The 19116-nt window shown below is 43.3% G+C and carries 19 protein-coding genes; 16 read left to right on the top strand and 3 right to left on the bottom strand.

Translation table 11 applies throughout. From position 1 onward, the window contains the following. Positions 1-23: 23 nt before the first annotated feature. The 8 genes from sppA (at position 24) to FZC88_RS19415 (ending at position 7917) form a co-directional block, all read left to right on the top strand. Positions 24-1034, top strand: coding sequence for a signal peptide peptidase SppA (sppA, locus tag FZC88_RS19450; protein WP_148996121.1), 1011 nt, complete (start codon positions 24-26; stop codon positions 1032-1034). 71 nt (positions 1035-1105) lie between these two features. After that, complete coding sequence (locus tag FZC88_RS19445; RefSeq protein WP_262371996.1) at positions 1106-1591, top strand: RDD family protein; 486 nt, start codon at positions 1106-1108, stop codon at positions 1589-1591. A gap of 340 nt (positions 1592-1931) precedes the next feature. Continuing rightward, a complete protein-coding gene (locus FZC88_RS19440) occupies positions 1932-2642 on the top strand; it encodes a DUF2953 domain-containing protein (protein ID WP_148996119.1) in 711 nt (236 codons plus the stop codon). A 15-nt stretch (positions 2643-2657) separates the two neighbouring features. After that, positions 2658-3140, top strand: a complete 483-nt coding sequence (ytfJ, locus tag FZC88_RS19435; protein ID WP_148970926.1) for a GerW family sporulation protein — start codon at positions 2658-2660, stop codon at positions 3138-3140. Positions 3141-3269: 129 nt separating this feature from the next. After that, on the top strand, positions 3270-3770 hold the full coding sequence (tpx, locus tag FZC88_RS19430) for a thiol peroxidase (RefSeq protein WP_148996118.1): 501 nt from the start codon (positions 3270-3272) through the stop codon (positions 3768-3770). Between the two features lie 131 nt (positions 3771-3901). Further along, complete coding sequence (locus FZC88_RS19425; RefSeq protein ID WP_148996206.1) at positions 3902-4888, top strand: class I SAM-dependent methyltransferase; 987 nt, start codon at positions 3902-3904, stop codon at positions 4886-4888. A 385-nt stretch (positions 4889-5273) separates the two neighbouring features. After that, complete coding sequence (locus tag FZC88_RS19420; protein WP_148970924.1) at positions 5274-6467, top strand: acetate kinase; 1194 nt, start codon at positions 5274-5276, stop codon at positions 6465-6467. A gap of 610 nt (positions 6468-7077) precedes the next feature. After that, positions 7078-7917: an EcsC family protein gene (locus FZC88_RS19415; protein WP_148970923.1), complete on the top strand. Its 840-nt coding sequence runs from the start codon at positions 7078-7080 to the stop codon at positions 7915-7917. 19 nt (positions 7918-7936) lie between these two features. Here FZC88_RS19415 and FZC88_RS19410 read toward each other — a convergent pair whose 3' ends face one another. After that, on the bottom strand, positions 7937-8254 hold the full coding sequence (locus FZC88_RS19410; protein ID WP_148996117.1) for a hypothetical protein: 318 nt from the start codon (positions 8252-8254) through the stop codon (positions 7937-7939). Positions 8255-8464: 210 nt separating this feature from the next. On the opposite strand from FZC88_RS19410, the gene FZC88_RS19405 reads away from it, so the two are divergent. Next, positions 8465-9676, top strand: a complete 1212-nt coding sequence (locus FZC88_RS19405) for an argininosuccinate synthase (RefSeq protein WP_148996116.1) — start codon at positions 8465-8467, stop codon at positions 9674-9676. Further along, on the top strand, positions 9673-11067 hold the full coding sequence (gene argH, locus FZC88_RS19400; protein WP_148996115.1) for an argininosuccinate lyase: 1395 nt from the start codon (positions 9673-9675) through the stop codon (positions 11065-11067). The genes FZC88_RS19405 and argH overlap by 4 nt, the downstream gene beginning before the upstream one ends. Positions 11068-11129: 62 nt before the next feature. Here argH and FZC88_RS19395 read toward each other — a convergent pair whose 3' ends face one another. Continuing rightward, positions 11130-11582 carry a universal stress protein gene (locus tag FZC88_RS19395; protein WP_113969746.1) on the bottom strand — a complete coding sequence of 151 codons (453 nt, stop codon included), beginning with the start codon at positions 11580-11582 and terminating at the stop codon, positions 11130-11132. Between the two features lie 107 nt (positions 11583-11689). On the opposite strand from FZC88_RS19395, the gene FZC88_RS24150 reads away from it, so the two are divergent. Together FZC88_RS24150 and FZC88_RS19390 are read left to right on the top strand one after the other, a co-directional pair. After that, the gene (locus FZC88_RS24150; RefSeq protein ID WP_187443702.1) at positions 11690-11842 is read left to right on the top strand and encodes a hypothetical protein; all 153 of its coding nucleotides are present in this window, start codon (positions 11690-11692) and stop codon (positions 11840-11842) included. A gap of 275 nt (positions 11843-12117) precedes the next feature. Next, complete coding sequence (locus FZC88_RS19390; protein ID WP_148996114.1) at positions 12118-13083, top strand: quinone oxidoreductase family protein; 966 nt, start codon at positions 12118-12120, stop codon at positions 13081-13083. 202 nt (positions 13084-13285) lie between these two features. On the opposite strand, the gene FZC88_RS19385 is transcribed toward FZC88_RS19390, so the two are convergent. Continuing rightward, a complete protein-coding gene (locus FZC88_RS19385; RefSeq protein ID WP_148996113.1) occupies positions 13286-13852 on the bottom strand; it encodes a TetR/AcrR family transcriptional regulator in 567 nt (188 codons plus the stop codon). A 159-nt stretch (positions 13853-14011) separates the two neighbouring features. Here FZC88_RS19385 and FZC88_RS19380 point away from each other — a divergent pair, with 159 nt between their 5' ends. The 4 genes from FZC88_RS19380 to FZC88_RS19365 all read left to right on the top strand — a co-directional run bounded on the left by FZC88_RS19380 (position 14012) and on the right by FZC88_RS19365 (position 19079). Then, the gene (locus tag FZC88_RS19380) at positions 14012-16069 is read left to right on the top strand and encodes an efflux RND transporter permease subunit (RefSeq protein WP_148996112.1); all 2058 of its coding nucleotides are present in this window, start codon (positions 14012-14014) and stop codon (positions 16067-16069) included. 2 nt (positions 16070-16071) lie between these two features. Further along, positions 16072-17862, top strand: coding sequence for a YhgE/Pip domain-containing protein (locus FZC88_RS19375; RefSeq protein WP_316247542.1), 1791 nt, complete (start codon positions 16072-16074; stop codon positions 17860-17862). Positions 17863-18068: 206 nt separating this feature from the next. Next, entirely contained in the window at positions 18069-18614 is a 546-nt protein-coding gene (locus tag FZC88_RS19370) for a GNAT family N-acetyltransferase (RefSeq protein ID WP_148996110.1), read from the top strand. A gap of 93 nt (positions 18615-18707) precedes the next feature. After that, the gene (locus tag FZC88_RS19365) at positions 18708-19079 is read left to right on the top strand and encodes an iron chaperone (protein ID WP_148996109.1); all 372 of its coding nucleotides are present in this window, start codon (positions 18708-18710) and stop codon (positions 19077-19079) included. Positions 19080-19116: the final 37 nt, after the last annotated feature.

Here is a 19116-nt window from a genome sequence, read left to right as displayed (position 1 = left end):
TAAACAAGGGAGGAATATACAAGATGAATGCAAAAAGATGGACGGCATTAGGGATTGCTGTTGGGTTATTCTTTGTTTCTATTTTAGTCAATTTCGCTACATCTGCGGCGACCGGTGATTTTAATAAAGCCTTTGAAGACATGCTTGGCGCAACAGACAACCCTTTTTCAGAAGAAGTGATTGATGAGGGGAATGCCCAGAAACGGATCGCTGTTTTGGAAGTAGAGGGTGTCATTCAGGATACGGGTGGCGCTAATTCTCTATTTGAAAGCCCGGGATACAACCATGAACTCTTTATGGATAAGCTGGATGCGGTTCAAAAAGATAAATCTGTCAAAGGGATTATTTTAAAAGTGAATTCCCCTGGTGGCGGCGTAGTGGAGAGTGCTCAGATCCATTCGAAGCTTGTAGAAATCATGGATAAAGCGAAAAAGCCGATTTATGTATCGATGGGGGGCACGGCAGCTTCCGGAGGTTACTACATATCTGCACCGGCTACGAAAATATTCGCCAGCAAAGAAACACTGACCGGTTCACTCGGTGTCATCATGCAAAGCATCAACTATTCGGAACTCGCAGAGAAATATGGAGTCGATTTCGTGACCATCAAGAGCGGACCGTACAAAGACATCATGAGCCCGACACGTGAAATGACGGAAGAAGAGAGAAAGATTCTTCAATCCATGATCGATAATTCCTATGAAGGCTTCGTCGATGTCATCGCAAGTGGCCGTGATATGTCAGAAGCAGAGGTCAAGAAAATCGCAGACGGAAGAGTATATGATGGAATCCAGGCCAAAGAAGTCAATCTGATTGACGAATTCGGCTATGTAGAGGATACCATTGAAGCCATGAAGAAAGATTATAAGTTAAAAGGTGCTCAAGTATTTGAATATACTGCAGGCGATCCTTTCTCCGAATTCTTCAGTATGGGTGCAAAGAAAATGATAGGGCAGGACATGGAAGCAGCGGCATTAATGAAGCTGCTATCTAAGCCGAATTCTCCGCGATTAATGTATCTATACTCTGAATAAGGAAGGTGAAAGAAGTGAGTGACACACAAGATCGTTCTGTACTACATGATGAAGAGCGGGAGCGGATCGAAATCGATTCCCCTTCTCCTGATCAATCAAGGCCCGTGAATCACGATGGACATTACTTAGCAGGATTTTGGATAAGGTTCTGGGCGTACTTACTGGACCTAATCGTGATTGGCAGCATTACACGATTAGTAGTGAATCCAGTCTTTAAACTATTGGATATTTCACTTTCAGAAGGCTCCATGTTTGCACCGATTTCAATATTAACGAGTATCGTCTTCTATGGCTACTTTATTTTGATGACGAAATACTTCAGCCAAACGATCGGGAAAATGGTGTTTGGCATTAGGGTCATCGATTTAAAAGGAAGGAAGCCTTCGTGGGGAACGATTATATTTAGAGAGCTGATCGGCCGATTTATCTCTACCACGATCTTTATTCTCTACGTGGTTGTAGCCTTTACGAATAAAAAACAAGGAATACATGATCTGTTCGCTGATACTACGGTTGTTCAGGAAAAGAAGCAGCTGGAGTTTAAGCCTGCTCTTTAAATAATTGTTGTTTTGAAACCAAACCTGTTTATATGGGTTTGGTTTTTTTTAATTGAGAGAAGTATTTCGGTTTTACATTAAATGTAAAACGACGCAATAACCGTTAAAAATGACGCAATTAATTGAAAAACGACGCAATAACGCTGGAAAAGACGCAATAAATGAAAATACGACGCAATTCCAATGGGAAACGACGCAATTATTAAAAAGCAGACGTTCAGATTCCCCTCAAGTGCCGCAATATTCTTCAAATATTTCTCTTTTCCCCATACAAAATCTCTCCTCCCTAGTTTAATTTCCCAGGCAAAGGCCATAATAAGAGGTTGAAGGGTGTGAAAATATGAGTTGGTGGATTTGGACTTTACTAATCGTTATGGCACTTATCTTGTTGATCTTATTTCTTCTGATTATTACGAAGCTTACTGTTACTCTCACGTTGTACCACGGAAATGATAATGACCATTTCAAGGTGAAGCTGAGGGCATGGTTTGGCTTGCTAAAATATACAATCGATATCCCGTTAGTCAAACTCGATGATGATGGTCCGAATATCGTGTATGAGGAAGAAAAGAAAAAAGGCAATGAAAGCAATCCATCAAATAAAAAAGTTTCTAAAAAGAAAATCACTCCAAATGATTTTATAGATAGTTTGAATGATACGAAGCAGCTCATCATACATGTCCAGTCACTTCACAGAATCATCAGGTCGTTTCTCAAGAAAGTCAAACTGGATCATGTGCATTGGAAAACGTTATTCGGCACTGGCGATGCAGCTTCAACAGGGACGTTGACAGGGACAATCTGGGGGATGAAAGGGAGTATCATCGGGATTCTGAGCGGTTATATGCGCCTTCAGTCCATGCCCGTCATAGAGGTGACTCCGACGTTCCAGCATGCTGTGATCCAAACGCAATTTTCATGTATTATCCAGTTTCGCATAGGGAATGCTATCCTAGTAGGTTTCAAGATACTTCGGTACTGGAGAGGCGGTATGGCTAAGTTCAAGACAAAGCCCCTTTCCACACTTTCTGGAGAAAAACATTCAGTTTAATAAGGAGGTCTTTACATGTCAGAACATCCTATTGAAGGTCTAATGACCACGGCAATGGAAAATTTAAAAGAAATGATCGATGTGAATACGATTATCGGTGATCCCGTTGAAACACCCGATGGAAGTGTCATCCTGACAGTATCAAAGGTTGGCTTTGGATTTGCTGCAGGCGGAAGTGAATTCATCCTTGATGGTGGTAAAGGAAAAGATGATGGTGGCGGAAAAGGCGGAGATAGCGGAAGCAATCAATCATCCCAGAAGCAGCAGCCATTCGGTGGAGGTAGCGGGGGCGGTGTCTCCATCACCCCGATCGCTTTCTTGATCGTTAGTTCAAAAGGAATCAAGATGCTTCATTTAGATGAAAGCACTCATCTGATCGATCGCCTGCTGGACTTAGCTCCCGGTGCCATCGAAAAGATTCAGGGCATGATGAAAAAGGACGATAACAAGCAGGACAATAACAGTCAGGGTAATCACAATCAAAAACTTGATCTGTAAAAGATAGAGAGCTTACTCGAGTATGAGTGAGCTCATCTTTTTTTTGAAAAGAACCCCTATTATTTGCTTTACCGTATCGTTTTTCTGTACTATAAACATGTACATATTATTATGGAGGAGGAACAAATAATGGCAAACATTACATTTAAGAATAACCCTGTCACTCTATTAGGTAATGAGGTAAAAGTAGGGGACAAAGCTCCTAACTTCACAGTATTAGCTAATGATTTATCGGAAGTCACACTGAATGATTCCAAAGGCAAGGTGCGTTTGATCAGTGTCGTTCCTTCCATCGATACAGGTGTTTGTGATGCACAAACAAGAAAATTCAATGAAGAAGCAACCAAGTTTGATAATGTAGAAGTATTGACGATTTCCGTGGATCTTCCATTCGCTCAAAAGCGCTGGTGTGGAGCAAACGGTATCGAAAACGTTCAAACGCTTTCCGATCACCGCGATCTTTCTTTCGGTGAAGCATTCGGCGTACACATCCAAGAGCTTCGTCTGCTTGCACGTGCTGTGTTCGTGGTAAACAGCAACGATGAAGTGACATATGTGGAATATGTAAGCGAAGCAACGAACCACCCGGATTATGACGCTGCCGTTGAAGCAGTGAAGAATGCTAAATAATTCCGTCCCAACTGAACAATGCTTAGACATGCTGACCTGACTTTCCATGGTCAGCATTGTTTTTTTTACAAACGTTATGGACAGAGGTAAAATAGATGAATGAAATTGTGATAAAGGAATGAGTGCCGATGATTAATTCGCCAGTCGAATCATTATTTGGAATAATCGATGAAACTGCTACACTGCTGCAAGAGGAATTAGCATGCAGCTATTTAGAAGCCGTTGCCGAAACAGGGGAAAACCTATTTCAGGGTGACGTCCTGCAAGAAGAAGTAAGTGAACTGACCAAGAAACGTTTGAACAAAAAGTACGATGAAGTGACACTTTCTCAGCTGGAGAATGAAAATATCCGTAAAGCCTTTCAATTTGCGATACTAAAAGGAATGAAAGAAAACGTACAGCCGAATCATCAGATGACACCTGACTCACTTGGCTTATTTATCAGCTACTTAGTCAATAAATTCACCCGGGGCATGGACAAACTAACCATCCTGGATCCGGCGATCGGAACAGGAAACCTCCTGACGACGGTATTGAATCAAATGCCAGGAAAAGAAACACAATCCATCGGGGTTGAAATTGATGAAGTATTGATCAAACTTGCATACGTAGGAGCCGATCTTCAAAAACATCCACTACAGCTCTTTAATCAGGATTCAATCGAACCACTGTTCATCGACCCTGTAGACCTTGTGTTATGTGATCTGCCAATCGGCTATTACCCGAACGATTTACGTGCACAGGACTATGAGCTGAAAGCAGAAGAAGGCCATTCATATGCCCACCATCTGTTTATGGAACAAAGCCTGAAGCACACGAAAGACGGAGGATACCTTTTCTTCATCGTGCCAAATGGACTTTTCGAATCTCCATACAGTGCACAGCTGCAAACGTATTTGAAAGAAAAGGCAGACATCCAAGGCTTCTTACAGCTGCCTCTTTCCCTGTTCAAAAACAAAAACTCAGCGAAAAGCATTCTGATCCTTCAAAAGAAAAAAGATGGCCTGAAGCCACCTAAAGAAGTATTGCTTGCCCAGCTGCCAAGCTTATCGAATCAAAGAGCCCTGCAGGACATCATGTCTAAGATCGATCAGTGGCTTGCACAGAATAAACAATAAAATTTTACTGGACTGCCTTTTGGCGGTCTTTTTTTGTGTTTTACTCTCCATCTGTTACGGGTATGAAGGAAACGAGGCATTCGATTTTGGGATATCGACCGTTTTTGCGACTTATCAACCTTTAATCGGATATATCGACCGTTCTACACAATCCGACAAAATTTGCGGACCTCCAAGCTCCCGCTTCCACGCTACTATCTTTTTATCACCACGAATTCTGTTTTTTGTGAAAATATTTAATTTAACATGAAAACGATGTCATTTCAAGCTTTTTCTTGAAATAGGGGGGAGTCAGTGATTTAATGGGGAATTGAGAGATAAAAAATGATTCAATGAACAGAATAAATAAGAGTCAAGAGATCGAAAACAAAAGGAGCGATACAACGTGGCAAAAAAAGTGATTGCAATTAATGCTGGAAGCTCTTCTTTAAAGTTTCAGCTTTTTGATATGCCTGAAGAAACGGTTATTACAAAAGGTCTTATTGAACGTATCGGACTGAATGATGCGGTATTTAATATAACGGTTAATGATGAGAAACGTGAAGAAGTGACAGATATTCCGAACCATGAGGTAGCGGTTAAAATGCTGCTTGAAAAGCTGACAGGCTTTGGCATCATCGATTCACTTGATGAAATCGACGGGATCGGACATCGTGTCGTACATGGTGGCGAGGTCTTTAATGAATCCGTTCTGATCACGGACGAAGTAGTATCCAAGATTGAAGAACTTTCTGATCTGGCTCCACTTCATAACCCGGCAAACCTGACGGGTATCAAGGCATTCCATAATGTATTGCCGAATGTACCTGCGGTTGCTGTCTTTGATACAGCGTTCCACCAATCCATGCCGGAAAGCTCGTTCTTATACAGCCTTCCTTATGAGTACTATGAAGATTACGGAATCCGTAAGTACGGCTTCCACGGTACTTCCCATAAGTATGTATCCGAGCGTGCTGCGGAAATGCTTGGCCGTCCGAAAGAGCAAGTCCGCTTGATTTCTTGTCACCTTGGGAATGGGGCAAGTATCGCAGCGATCGAAGGCGGTAAATCAATCGATACATCCATGGGCTTCACTCCACTTGCCGGTGTTGCCATGGGAACTCGTTCAGGTAATATCGACCCTGCCCTTATCCCGTTCATTATGGAGAAAACGGGATCAACGGCTGATGAAGTATTGAACATCCTGAACAAGAAATCCGGTATGCTTGGTGTATCCGGGTTCTCAAGTGACCTTCGTGATATCGAGCAACAGGCTTCTGAAGGTAACGAGCGTGCGGAACTGGCTCTTGAAGTGTTCGCCAACCGTATCCATAAATACATCGGTTCTTATGCATCCCGCATGTACGGTGTAGACGCAATTGTCTTCACAGCAGGTATCGGTGAAAACAGTACGCTAATCCGTGAAAGAGTCCTTCAAGGCTTGGAATTCATGGGCGTATACTGGGATCCGGCACGTAATCAGGTCCGCGGTAAAGAAGCATTCGTTAACTACCCGCATTCACCTGTAAAAGTCATGATCATTCCGACAAACGAAGAAGTCATGATTGCACGTGATGTAGTGGAAAAAGGAAATATCTAATAAACTTACACAGGATCGCCTTTCGGGGGGATCCTGTTTTTTTACTTTCTAGTCGTAGAAAACGATAATTTTCGACAAAAGGATCATAAAATTGAAAAGCGGATCATATATGAGAATCTTGGATCATAAGTTGTCGAAACCGGTTCATATATCAGATTTCCGGTTCGAAAATTGTCAAAACCGGTTCATATATCTAAACAGAGGGTCTTATAGTGGATTGGATCATGCTGGTTAAATGTGTGAAGGCTTTTAATGACCTTGATCACCCTGTTATAGTCCAATTTGTAATGGAATTTTCACTATTTCATGTAGGTTTGTTTCTGGTGATAGGGGCATTATGCTGTACAAGCTAGAGGATTCTTTAGTGAGGATCACCTTCCACGAAAAATCATGCGAGATATGATGGGAATCATTCCGGATTAGCGATTATCGTGCGGGATTTTAAAAAATCGTGCCACATTGTCGAAATGTCTATGTGCCGTCCCACAAGCATTTCACTAAGTGACTAACTTTACTGACTATTCCAAACGCTTACTCATAACAAAAGGATTGTCCTCCCTAGATATGGTATACTATACGTAATTTAACGAATGTAAAAGGAGTGGGAGAAGTGAATTGGTCAGAACGAGATAATCAGGTATGGCAGTCGATTAAAGCGTGGAGAGAAGAATTATTTGAATACGAAGCGAATGATTTGGAGCATACATATGTGAAATGGTTGGATTACGCATTTGAATCCATCCCTGAAGATGTTCAGGCTCAATTTTTCCAGCGGCTGGATGGCTGGTTGTTCCACATGCACTCTCTTATTCAAGGTTCACAGATGCAAAATGACGCCCGTGAGCGCATCCTTGTGACGGCACGAGCCTTTAATCAAGACATTCAGACGGTCGAGGATCTTCATTATTTAACGATTGATCAGCTTCATTACATAGCGGAACAGCATGCGGGACGACATCGCATCTACTCCCTGTTACAAGGAGGGGTGACGGGGACCGGCGGCCTAGTAGCGATCGGTTCTGATCTGCCTGCCATGCTCGTCATCAATCTTCGTTCGGTGCAGCTCATTGCCATCACCTATGGATTTGATGTGCAGACCCCATTTGAAATGATGACGTCACTGAAAGTGTTTCATGCAGCGACCCTTCCTGCAAGGCTCCGTGCCCTTGCGTGGGAAGATCTGATGGAGGATTTAAATAAGAAGGATTCCAATTACTTCTATGATGGATCGGAGCAGCTGACGGACTACACGTGGCTGGAAGGATCCATGAAACAGGCGCTTAAAGCCATGGCCATCACTATGTTCAAAGGGAAGAAGTGGTCCGGTCTGCCCCTTGTCAGCATCGCCATCGGAGCGGGTTCGAATTATCAGCTTTCCAGAAAAATTACCGATTTTGCGGAAAAATATTATCAGTACCGCTATTTACGCGAAAAGAAAAATGACCAATAAACGACGGGGAATGATGTGCTCACATCATTCCCCTTTGTGTTTTATCCGGAGTGTTCCGATACCAGATCCATAAATCATTGATCTCTGAAGCTCTCTCGGAAATCTCTCCGTTGATCATGCAGGATCTGTCGAAATTGTCTTCCTGGGCTAACTTCGCCTGCAGTCTTTCAATCTCCTCTTCTATTTCCTGGATCCGGTCAGGAATCATTCCCCTAACGCGCTCCCATTCAAGAAGAATGATTTCCTGTTCCTCAGGAGAGTAAGAGGGCCAATCCTTCGAGACCCGGGGAAGATGAATTCCAAGTCTTGAATTATATGAAAAAAATTCGTTTTTCATCTATATGGATTCTCCTTACGTTTCATTCTTCTTTCATCCTACAATAAATGAACCGACAAGCCCAGTACAAAGGGAATCTCACATTCCATCGATAAAATATTTATACAAATTTATGAATAAGTATTGATGTATCTCTCATTAACTGCTAATATAAATTCATCTTAAAGAATAAATATTCATTTTATATAAAATCAACAGGAGGAGATACGGATGAATAAAAAAGTGGTATTAGCCTATTCAGGTGGTTTAGATACGTCAGTCGCGGTTCAATGGTTAAAGGAAAAAGGATATGAAGTGGTTGCATGTTGCCTGGATGTCGGGGAAGGAAAAGATTTAGATTTTGTTCAAGCGAAGGCGCTGAAAGTAGGAGCTTCAAAAAGCTTTGTGATTGATGCCAAGGAAGAATTTGCGAATGAATATGCCCTTCTTGCATTACAAAGTCACGCCCTGTACGAAGGAAAGTACCCACTGGTATCTGCTCTATCAAGACCTTTGATTGCCCAAAAACTTGTGGAAATCGCTGAGCAGGAAAATGCTACTGCGGTCGCACATGGATGTACAGGGAAAGGGAATGACCAGGTGAGATTTGAAGTATCCATCGCTGCATTGAATCCTAATTTAGAAGTGATTGCACCGGTTCGCGAATGGAAATGGTCACGTGAGGAAGAGATTGAATATGCGAAGGACAAGGGCATTCCTATTCCAATCAATCTTGATTCTCCTTATAGCATCGATCAGAACTTATGGGGAAGAAGCAATGAATGTGGTGTTCTTGAAGATCCATGGGCCGCTCCACCTGAGGATGCATATGATTTAACTTCCAGTATTGAAGAGTCACCAAACGAAGCTGATGTGGTAGAGATTACATTCTCTAATGGTGTTCCTGTTGAATTGAATCATGTCGCATATCCGCTGCATGAGATCATTTCCAAACTGAATGTCATCGCTGGTAAGCATGGGGTCGGACGTATCGATCATGTGGAGAACCGCCTGGTCGGGATCAAGTCACGTGAAGTGTATGAGTGTCCAGCTGCCGTCACGCTGTTAAAGGCACATAAGGAACTTGAAGACCTCACGCTTGTGAAAGAGCTTGCTCATTACAAACCTGTGATCGAGAAGAAAATGACGGAGTTGATTTATGAAGGATTATGGTTTTCACCACTGAATAAAGCACTGAAAGCATTCCTTGATCAAACTCAGGTGTATGTGAATGGTGTCGTACGCGTGAAGTTATTCAAGGGCCATGCAATCGTGGAAGGAAGAAAATCACCGAATTCCTTATATGATGAAAAACTTGCGACGTATACAAAAGCAGATGAATTCGATCATGATGCAGCCGTTGGATTCATTCAGTTATGGGGTCTGCCGACAAAGGTTTCAGCAATGGTCAACGCTGAGAAGAAGGAGAAAGTGACTCTATGAGCAAGCTCTGGGGAGGACGTTTCACAAAGAAGCCGGAAGAATGGGTGGATGAATTCAACGCATCCATCTCTTTCGATCAGGAGCTCGTTCTAGAAGATATAGAAGGCAGCATCGCCCATGTGAAAATGTTAAAGAAATGCGGGATCTTGACTGTCAGTGAAGCGGATCAAATCCTTGACGGACTTCATGTGCTGTACGGAAAAGCCGAAAAGAATGAACTTCAGTTTTCTGTCGAGTATGAAGATATCCACCTGAATTTGGAGAAGCAGCTGATTGATTTAATCGGCGAGGTCGGCGGTAAACTTCATACAGGCAGAAGCCGAAATGACCAGATTGCGACCGACATGCATCTGTTTCTAAAGAGACGCGTAGAGGAGATCGTGAAACTCGTTGAGGACCTTCAGGAGGCGATCATCCTTCAGGCGGAAAAAAATGTAGAAACGATCATTCCTGGATATACTCATCTTCAACGTGCCCAGCCGATCTCTTTCGCTCATCATCTGATGTGTTATTTCTGGATGATCAATCGGGATAAGGAGCGTCTCGTTGACTCTCTTAAAAGAATCGACATATCTCCATTAGGCGCAGGTGCACTGGCTGGGACGACATTCCCGATCGACAGGGAATATTCAGCTGATCTTCTCGGCTTCGGTTCATGCTATGAAAACAGTCTCGATGCCGTAAGTGATCGTGATTTTATCCTGGAATTCCTGAGCAACAGTTCGATTATGATGACGCATCTTTCCCGTTTAGCGGAAGAAATGATTCTGTGGTCCACGGAAGAGTTTCGATTCATCGAGCTTGATGACAGCTTCACGACAGGCAGCAGCATCATGCCGCAAAAGAAAAACCCGGATATGGCGGAGCTTGTCAGAGGGAAGACAGGAAGAGTGAATGGAAATCTCATTTCTCTACTCACCGTTTTAAAAGGCTTGCCTCTTGCGTACAACAAGGATATGCAGGAAGACAAGGAAGGTATGTTTGATACCGTTAAAACGGTGGTGGGATCCCTGAAGATTTTTACGGGAATGATCTCTACGATGAAAGTGAACACGAAACAAATGGAGGAAGCGGTAGGGAACGACTTTTCCAACGCGACAGAGCTTGCAGACTATTTGGCGACGAAAGGCATTCCGTTCAGACAAGCCCATGAAATCGTCGGGAAGCTGGTTCTCTATTGTATTGAAAGAGGCTGCTATCTGAAGGATGTTTCTTTGGAGGAGTACGGTGAATTTTCTTCCTTGATTGAAGAAGATATTTATTCGATTTTGACTCCGTATTCTGCTGTTGAAAGAAGAAAGTCGTATGGTGGTACCGGGTTTGAACAAGTGAAGGTTCAGATTGAGAAGGGGAAAGCTCATTTGAAATACCTTACAGCTCAATCAGTGTAGAAAAAGAGAGCCGTTGAACGTAGTGACAATCTACATTCAACGGCTCTCTTATTTATATGAAATTACTCTTCCACTTCTTCTGTTCTTACAACAAGAACATCACAATGGGCAGCACGTGTGATATGCTCTGACACACTTCCGATGAGGAATCGTTCAACGGCGTTGAGTCCGGTTGCGCCGCATATGACAAGGTCTGCTCCTACGTTCTTTGTTGCTTCTCTTGGGATGATCACTTTCGGGGAGCCGTACTCGACATAGGTTTTCACTTTTGTTAACCCTGCTTCTGCAGCTTCTGCTTTGTACTCTTCTAACAATTCTTCAGCATACTTGATAGCTCTTTCTCCTACCGTCCGATCATAGGATTCGATTGCCGCGAAGGAGCGGGTATCGATTACGTGTATCAATGAAAGAATAGCATCATTCCGTTTAGCGATGGCAATCCCTTTTTTGAATGCCCATTCCGCTTCTTTGGATCCATCTACAGCTACTAATATGTTCTGATATTTTAAACTCACTGTTATCCCCTCCTTACCATTATCATACTATATTTTTCCACTCATATCTGTAGCCAATTTTCGAACAATATAAGGGAATAGATTACTTAGTATAAGGGGGAATCGACATGAAGAAGAGGGATCCGAAAGAGCAGTTTTCGTATGATGAGCAGGCAAATGAACAGGTGAGCCAGCAGATCATGGATTCTTATACTAGCGGAGTCATTGATACGGAGAATGGTCAATATGGCACGTATGAGAATGAAGAGAATGAGAAGTAGGCAGTAAAGATACCTATTTTCTACAAGCTTCCATGCTTAGGGTAATATATATGAAGCTGAATAAAGGCAGTCGAGAGCAAGCAGGATATTTTCCTGCTTGCTTTTTTATTGGCTGTCATGGACTGATTTTTCTTATATCAATAAGAGAATGTTATGAATGTCCTTTCAGTTTTCATATTATTCGAATGCCCCTTTTTACAGTAGAATGAAAAGTAAATTATGGGAAAATATGTTATGCAGGAGATTCCACTTTGTTTTATAAGGGAGCTGCAATAATGAAAGCCGTTATTCAAAATGAGTTCGGAAATTCAGATGTACTTGTGTTCACGGATGTGAAATGCCCGGAAATAAATGAAGATGAAGTGTTGATAAAAACCGCATTTACCAGTGTGAACTATGCAGATATAAAATCACGGAAAGGCACTAAAGTGAAGGGTAACTTCCCCTTCACTCTTGGATTGGATGTTTCGGGAACCATTGAGAAAGTTGGAAAATCGTCTGCATTTTCCGTCGGAGACCGTGTCATCGCCTTTCCCATAGGTGGCTCATACGCAGAATATGTGAAGGCAAATAAACAATTGGTATTCAAGATCCCAGACAGTCTTCCTCTTGAACAGGCTGCTGCCATGCCGACCGTATCAATCTTGTCTTACCTTCTCTTACATGAAGTCGGTCAAGTAAAAAAGGGCGATACGATCGTCATCCATAGTGCGGCTGGTGGCGTTGGTTCAATGCTTGTACAATTAGCAAAACTTGCTGGGGTAGAAACGATCATTGCAACAGTGGGGAACATTCGGAAAGAAAACTATGTGAAGAACTTAGGGGCAGATCTCGTTTGTACATACGACTCGTTTACAGAGGAAGTCCTTAAGAGCACATTTGATCAAGGAGCAAATGTAATTTTTGATTCAGTAGCAGGTGAAGTCACTTCCAGGAGTCTAGAGTGTTTGGGTCTATATGGAACCCTTGTTCAATTCGGCAACAGCAGTGGAAAAGCCGGTACCTTTAAAACAAGCGATGTGCATAGTTCCTGCAGGAATGTAAAAGGTTTCAGCTTGGGAACGACCAGGAAACATCGACCGAATCTTTTAGCTCCTGTTGCTGATCAGGTTATAAAGTTATTTGCCTCCAAGAAAGTCATCCTGCCCGTCGCACAGATCTTTGAATTGAGAGATGCAGCAAAAGCGCATGAAATGATAGAGAGTCGTGATTATGAGGGGAAAGTGTTGATTAAGGTATAGATCCTTTCTGAGAACGATTTCTCAGATTAAGAGAACACCGTTGCCCTTGAAATAGCGGAAGCGGTAGTTGAATGAAAGGGTATATGATTCTATGAACGCAGAATTGAATATTAGCATCCACATTAATATAAAGATAAAAGACCCTACCCAAAAGCGTAATCTAACAACGTCTTCGGGTGGGCTTTTTTTGTGAACAATATCCCTACCTCACCCCCGACAACCCCCGATTAATAAACCGGTGCAATATCGCCGCCATCTCTTCCGGCGTCTTATCCATTCCATTCTCGACCCAATTTTTGATGACATGAATACTTCCGCTCACCATGAACATATTGATGTATTCATAGGTTTCTTGATCGATCCGGCTTTCGGTGATCCAGTTTTTGAAGATGAATTCGTGGGTGATGATCATGCCTTTTTTTAGAAAGTACATATCGGTGTTCTCGCTGAGAAGGGCCTCGCAGATATCGCTTTTGTCGGCGATGTATTCGAATAGTTTTTCGGTCATTTGCAGGGCTTCTTCTTCTTTTGAGAAGTTATACTTACCCAGTGTGACGGTCAGGTCCTCGATGAATTCTTCTTCGATTGCTTCGAGCAGTTCGTATTGGTTTGAGTAGTGGGCATAATAGGTGGATCGGTTGATGTCTGCTGTTTCACAGATTTCTTTGATGGTGATGCTTGAAATTGATTTATCCTGCAGTAGTTTTAAGAGGCTTTCTTTTAAAACCATGCGTGTATATTTTTTTCGTCGGTCCATTTTTGAGTTCAAAGATCAGCGTTCCTTTCCTGCTTTTTCTGAGTTATCCAACATACGCGAAAGATGTGTTGAGTATTGAACATTCCTTATGCAACTGTCCGTTGAATATCCAACACGGTGTTTATTATAATGATAATGTGAAAATGTGAAAGAGACAAGAGAGGATGAAAGATGATAAATATTGCATCTTGGATCATAAAGCATAAGAAAGCTGTTCTGATTGCGTTTATGCTGGTGACGGTGCTGTCAACGGCGGCGCAGTTTTTTGTGAAGGTCAATTATAATATGGTCGATTATTTGCCCGATGATGCCCAGTCGACACAGGCCATGGACATCATGGAAAAGGAGTTCACGGGTGACGTTCCTGATACGCGGGTCATGGTTACGGGTGTGACGATACAGGAGGCACTCGAATTTAAAGAAAAGCTGGAAGCCATAGACGGAGTGTCGGATGTGATGTGGCTGGATGATATGGTCGACCTGAAAACGCCTTTGGAAGTGGCGGACAAGGAGACGGTCGAGAATTACTATAGTGATCAGAATGCGCTGTATTCCATCAGTGTCGCTACCGGCGATGAGGTCCGGATCACCGATGTAATCTATGAGCTGATCGGTAGTGATGGTGCGATTGCCGGTGAAGCGGCCAATACGGCAAGTTCTCAAAAAATGGCCGGAAGTGAATCGATGTATGCAGGGATGTTACTGGTACCCCTCATTATTTTGATTCTGGTCGTTTCAACGACTTCGTGGATCGAACCGCTGTTCTTCCTGACGGCGATCGGGGTGTCGGTTCTCATCAACCTGGGAACGAATATCTTCCTTGGGGAGGTTTCCTTCGTCACCCAGTCGGTTGCCCCGATCCTGCAGCTGGCGGTATCGCTGGATTACGCGGTGTTCCTGCTTCATAGCTTTTCTGATTACCGGAAAGTGACGGATGATCCTGAAGAAGCGATGAAGCTGGCGATGAAGAAGAGTTTTCCTGCGATCACGGCAAGTGCGGCAACGACGTTCTTCGGTTTTATCGCCCTTACGTTCATGGAGTTTCAGATCGGGTCGGATCTCGGGGTGAACCTGGTGAAGGGGATCGTCCTGAGTTTCATCAGTGTGATGGTGTTCCTGCCTGCATTGACGCTTGTTTTCTATAAATGGATGGATAAGACGAAACATAAGAGCTTTGTTCCGAGCTTCACGGGTATCGGGAACAAGGTATTGAAATGGAAGGTTCCGAGCCTGATCTTTGTATTTGCGATTCTGGTCCCTGCCTTCCTGGGGCAAACGAATACGTCATTCATTTACGGGTCAGGTGAGCAGCCGGAAAACACCCGTGTCGGGAGTGACTTCAAGAAGGTGGAAGAGGCATTTGGTGAAACGACACCCATCGTTCTTTTAGTTCCAAAAGGAGATACGGCCAAAGAAAAGGAGCTCGTGGAGGACATCGAATCCCTTGATTATGTGACTGGAGTCATGGCGTATGTGAATCAGGTTGGCTCTGAGATCCCCCCTGAATACCTGGATAAATCGATCACGGATGAATTCTACTCTGAAAATTACAGCCGGATCGTCATTAATACGAATCAGGGTACAGAAGGAGCGGTTCCTTTTGCCATCGTAGAGAAGGTGGAAGAAGCGGCGGCGGATTATTACGGGGATGAAGCTCTGGCGCTGGGGGAGAGCGTGACGCTTTATGACATCAAGAATACCGTCAATAAGGATAATGTGGTCGTGAATGTGCTGACGGTCGTGACGATTGCCCTTGTGCTTCTGTTCAGCTTTAAATCGATTACGATTCCGGTGGTGCTGCTCATCACAATTGAAGCAGCCGTATGGATCAATTTATCGATTCCATATTTCACGAATACACCACTCGTATTTGTAGGCTACTTGATCATCAGTACGGTACAGCTTGCCGCGACGGTCGATTATGGGATTTTATTCACTGAGGCCTATACCCATTATCGCAAGGAAATGCCTGCTAAAGAAGCAATGGTGAGAACCCTGGATGAGAAGACATTCTCGATTTCGATTTCGGCAGCGATCCTTTCGAGTGTCGGCTTTATTCTGTGGATCACCTCTTCCAATCCAATCGTTGGATCCATCGGTCTATTGATGGGCAGGGGGGCGCTGCTAGCTTTTATCATGGTCCTCTTGGTCCTGCCGGCGATGCTCCTGGTATTCGATAAAGTCATTAAGAAAACAACCTATAAAGCAAATTATTATGAGGAGAAATGATGATGAGAAAAAAACAATTACGTTATTCTGCACTCGCGTTGATGCTATTCTTGCCTTCATTTCTTAGTGTACCAGCCCAAGCGGCATCGGAAGGAAAGGTCACTTCAAAGGATGAAGTCGTGTACGTGACATTGGACGCAGCTGGAGACCTGGATTCTATCTATGTCGTGAATACCTTCGAGGTAGCTCGTGCCGGAAAGATCCTCGATTACGGGGAATTCAGCAGCGTCAAGAATCTGACGAATCTGAAGAAGCTTGAGCTGGAGGGGCAGAAGATTGAAATGGATGCCCCAGAAGGAAAGTTCACGTATCAAGGAAACATGAAAGAAGATACAAAGTTACCATGGGATGTGACGGTATCGTATAGCTTGGATGGGAAGAAAATCGATCCATCACAACTTGCAGGTAAAAGTGGACACCTCGAAATCAACATCGATACTGCTGAAAATAAGAATGCAGGTACTGTCTTCTATGAGAACTATTTATTGCAGGTTTCCCTGAACCTGCCGAATACGTATGAGAACATCGAAGCGACAGACGGAATGGTGGCGAATGCTGGGAAGAATAAGCAAATCACCTTTACCGTCATGCCTGGAAAAGAGAAAAAGCTAAGCGTGGAAGCGGATGTATCGGACTTTGAGTTCGAGGGTGTTCAAATCGCGGCGGTCCCTTCCACACTCCCAATCGATACGACGGGAACAGAAGGTATGACGGATGATATGTCGGAACTATCAGATGCCATCGGGAAGTTAAATACCGGGGTGGCCGACCTGAAAAATGGTGTGTCCCAATTGAACGATGGGGCATCGAGCCTGCGTGACGGTTCGGCTCAATATAAAAATGGCATCAATGAATTGAACGGTTCTTCGTCTCAAATTGTCGGAGCCTCGAATTCTATCGTCGATGCACTGCGAACCATCAATCAGTCACTGGCTGCGAATCCTGCTGAAATGGATTTATCAGCTTTGAATGAGCTGCCGGCTGGTTTAACGCAATTGGCAGATGGCCTGACACAAGCCGCGAATGGGTTATCGACCCTGCAGAAAAACTATTCTTCAGCCTACGCAACATTGGACGCTGCTATGGCGGGAATCCCTTCTTCCGAGCTTTCGGAAGAAGAAATTGCCGCATTATATGAAAGCGGAGCGGACCGGCAGGTAGTGGATAAACTGGTGGAGTCCCATCAAGCTGCGCAAAAAGTGAAGGGGACCTATGCAAGCGTCAAGGAAGCCTTCGCGGCCGTGGAACCGACCTTGAATCAGGTGAGTGGTTCCGTGAACGAGATGAGCGGACAGCTGACTTCCATCTCGAATAATCTGTCTGCATCATTGAAAGAAACGGATATGAGCGGGTTTGCTCAGCTGCAAAAAGGACTGGGTGAATTGTCCGCCAACTACGGCGACTTCCACTCCGGATTGGTCCGCTATACAGAAGGCGTAGGTCAGTTATCCACTTCTTACGGGAAGCTTCATTCCGGCATTGCTGAACTGGCTGGAGGAACAAACGAATTGGAAGGTGGAGTCGCAGACCTTCACAGTGGAACGAGCGAATTGCATAAGGAAACGAAAAACCTTCCTGACAAAATGCAAGAGGAAATCAATAAGATGATGGCTGAATACGATAAATCGGATTTCAAGCCGGTATCCTTCGTTTCCTCCAAAAACGAAAAAGTATCTTCCGTGCAATTTGTGATCAAGACAGAAAGCATCGAAAAAGAAGAACAAGAAACGAAGAAAGCAGAGCCGAAGAAAGAAAAAGGATTTTGGGATCTGCTGATGGATTTGTTTAAGTAAACTGAAAGTATTTGATGAATGACACAAAGGTGGCTGGTTTTAGTAACCAATCTTACTTTTGTGTCATTTTTTGTGTGTCAATTTAAAAGTTTTTTATTTTGTAATAGCTTTCCTTACAATCTAAGTTCAAGCTAAAATGTAATAGAGTAGAATTAATTGTTTCAAGAGTCAGCGGGACAGTCATTCATTTAATGGGGGACGTATTGATGAATCTTATATATGAAGTGATTCCGGAAGAACAGGCAGAATACTGCCGGGATCTGTGCAATGAATTGATGGACTTTCAACAGTCAAAGGCATCCATTACACCTGAACGGTTTGACAGCATGAATTTTGATACCAGGATGCTGCCATCGATCCAAAGTGCTTTACACAATTACATAGTGGTGGTGAAGGATCCTCATAAACATGACGAAATTGTCGCCTATGTGTATACCAACATTTCACCTAAGGAATCGTATTCGAATGATTTTGCCACATTTTTCGATCTTTCATCGGTTAAGAGAGGGAACGTAGGTTGTCTATCTCAATTTTATATTAAAGAGGGGTATCGACAATTTGGTGTGGGATCCAGACTCTTTAACATGTCTATGGATTGGTTGAAAACATTCGAGGATGTCGAGGATTATTTTGTCTTTACATCGAATGGGAATCAAGAGGCATTGGAATTCTATCAGCGTAAAGGGTTCTCAATTTCTCATGATATCCTGGACGGATTTATCACGATTTTACGAAGTCAACGCTGTGGTTAGGGGAGTTTTTGACTATCCAGGCTTGAAAATATATAGTTGTAATCAGATAAGGTTTATCTTGAACGGCATCATTTTAAAATAGGAGGGAACAAGATGGATGTTTTTGCTCCATATTTAGCAGGTATCGATAATCCCGATCACCGCAATCGATTGGAAGAAATCCTGACGTGGGTTATGGAGAAATTCCCGCAAATGGAACCAGTGATGAAATGGAATACCCCTATGTTTACCGATCACGGCACATTTATCCTCGGTATTGACGCAGCGAAGCATCATGTAAGCGTAGCACCTGAGGCGGTAACCATGACGGAGTTTGCCGAAAGGATTGAACAAGCCGGCTACAGTGCCACTAAGGGCTTGTTTCGAATTAAGTGGAAAGACCCGGTGGATTACAAATTGCTTGAGGATATGATTACATATAATATTCAGGATAAAGCAGAATACACAGCCTTTTGGCGGAAGTAGATAACACTTAGAGTCCATATAAGAAGGAGTGTTCCAT

The organism is Rossellomorea aquimaris, from assembly GCF_008180865.1.
Classification (GTDB): domain Bacteria; phylum Bacillota; class Bacilli; order Bacillales; family Bacillaceae_B; genus Rossellomorea; species Rossellomorea yichunensis.
Note: the sequence above shows the minus strand (reverse complement) of the source record. Positions and strands in the feature narration are given on the sequence as shown.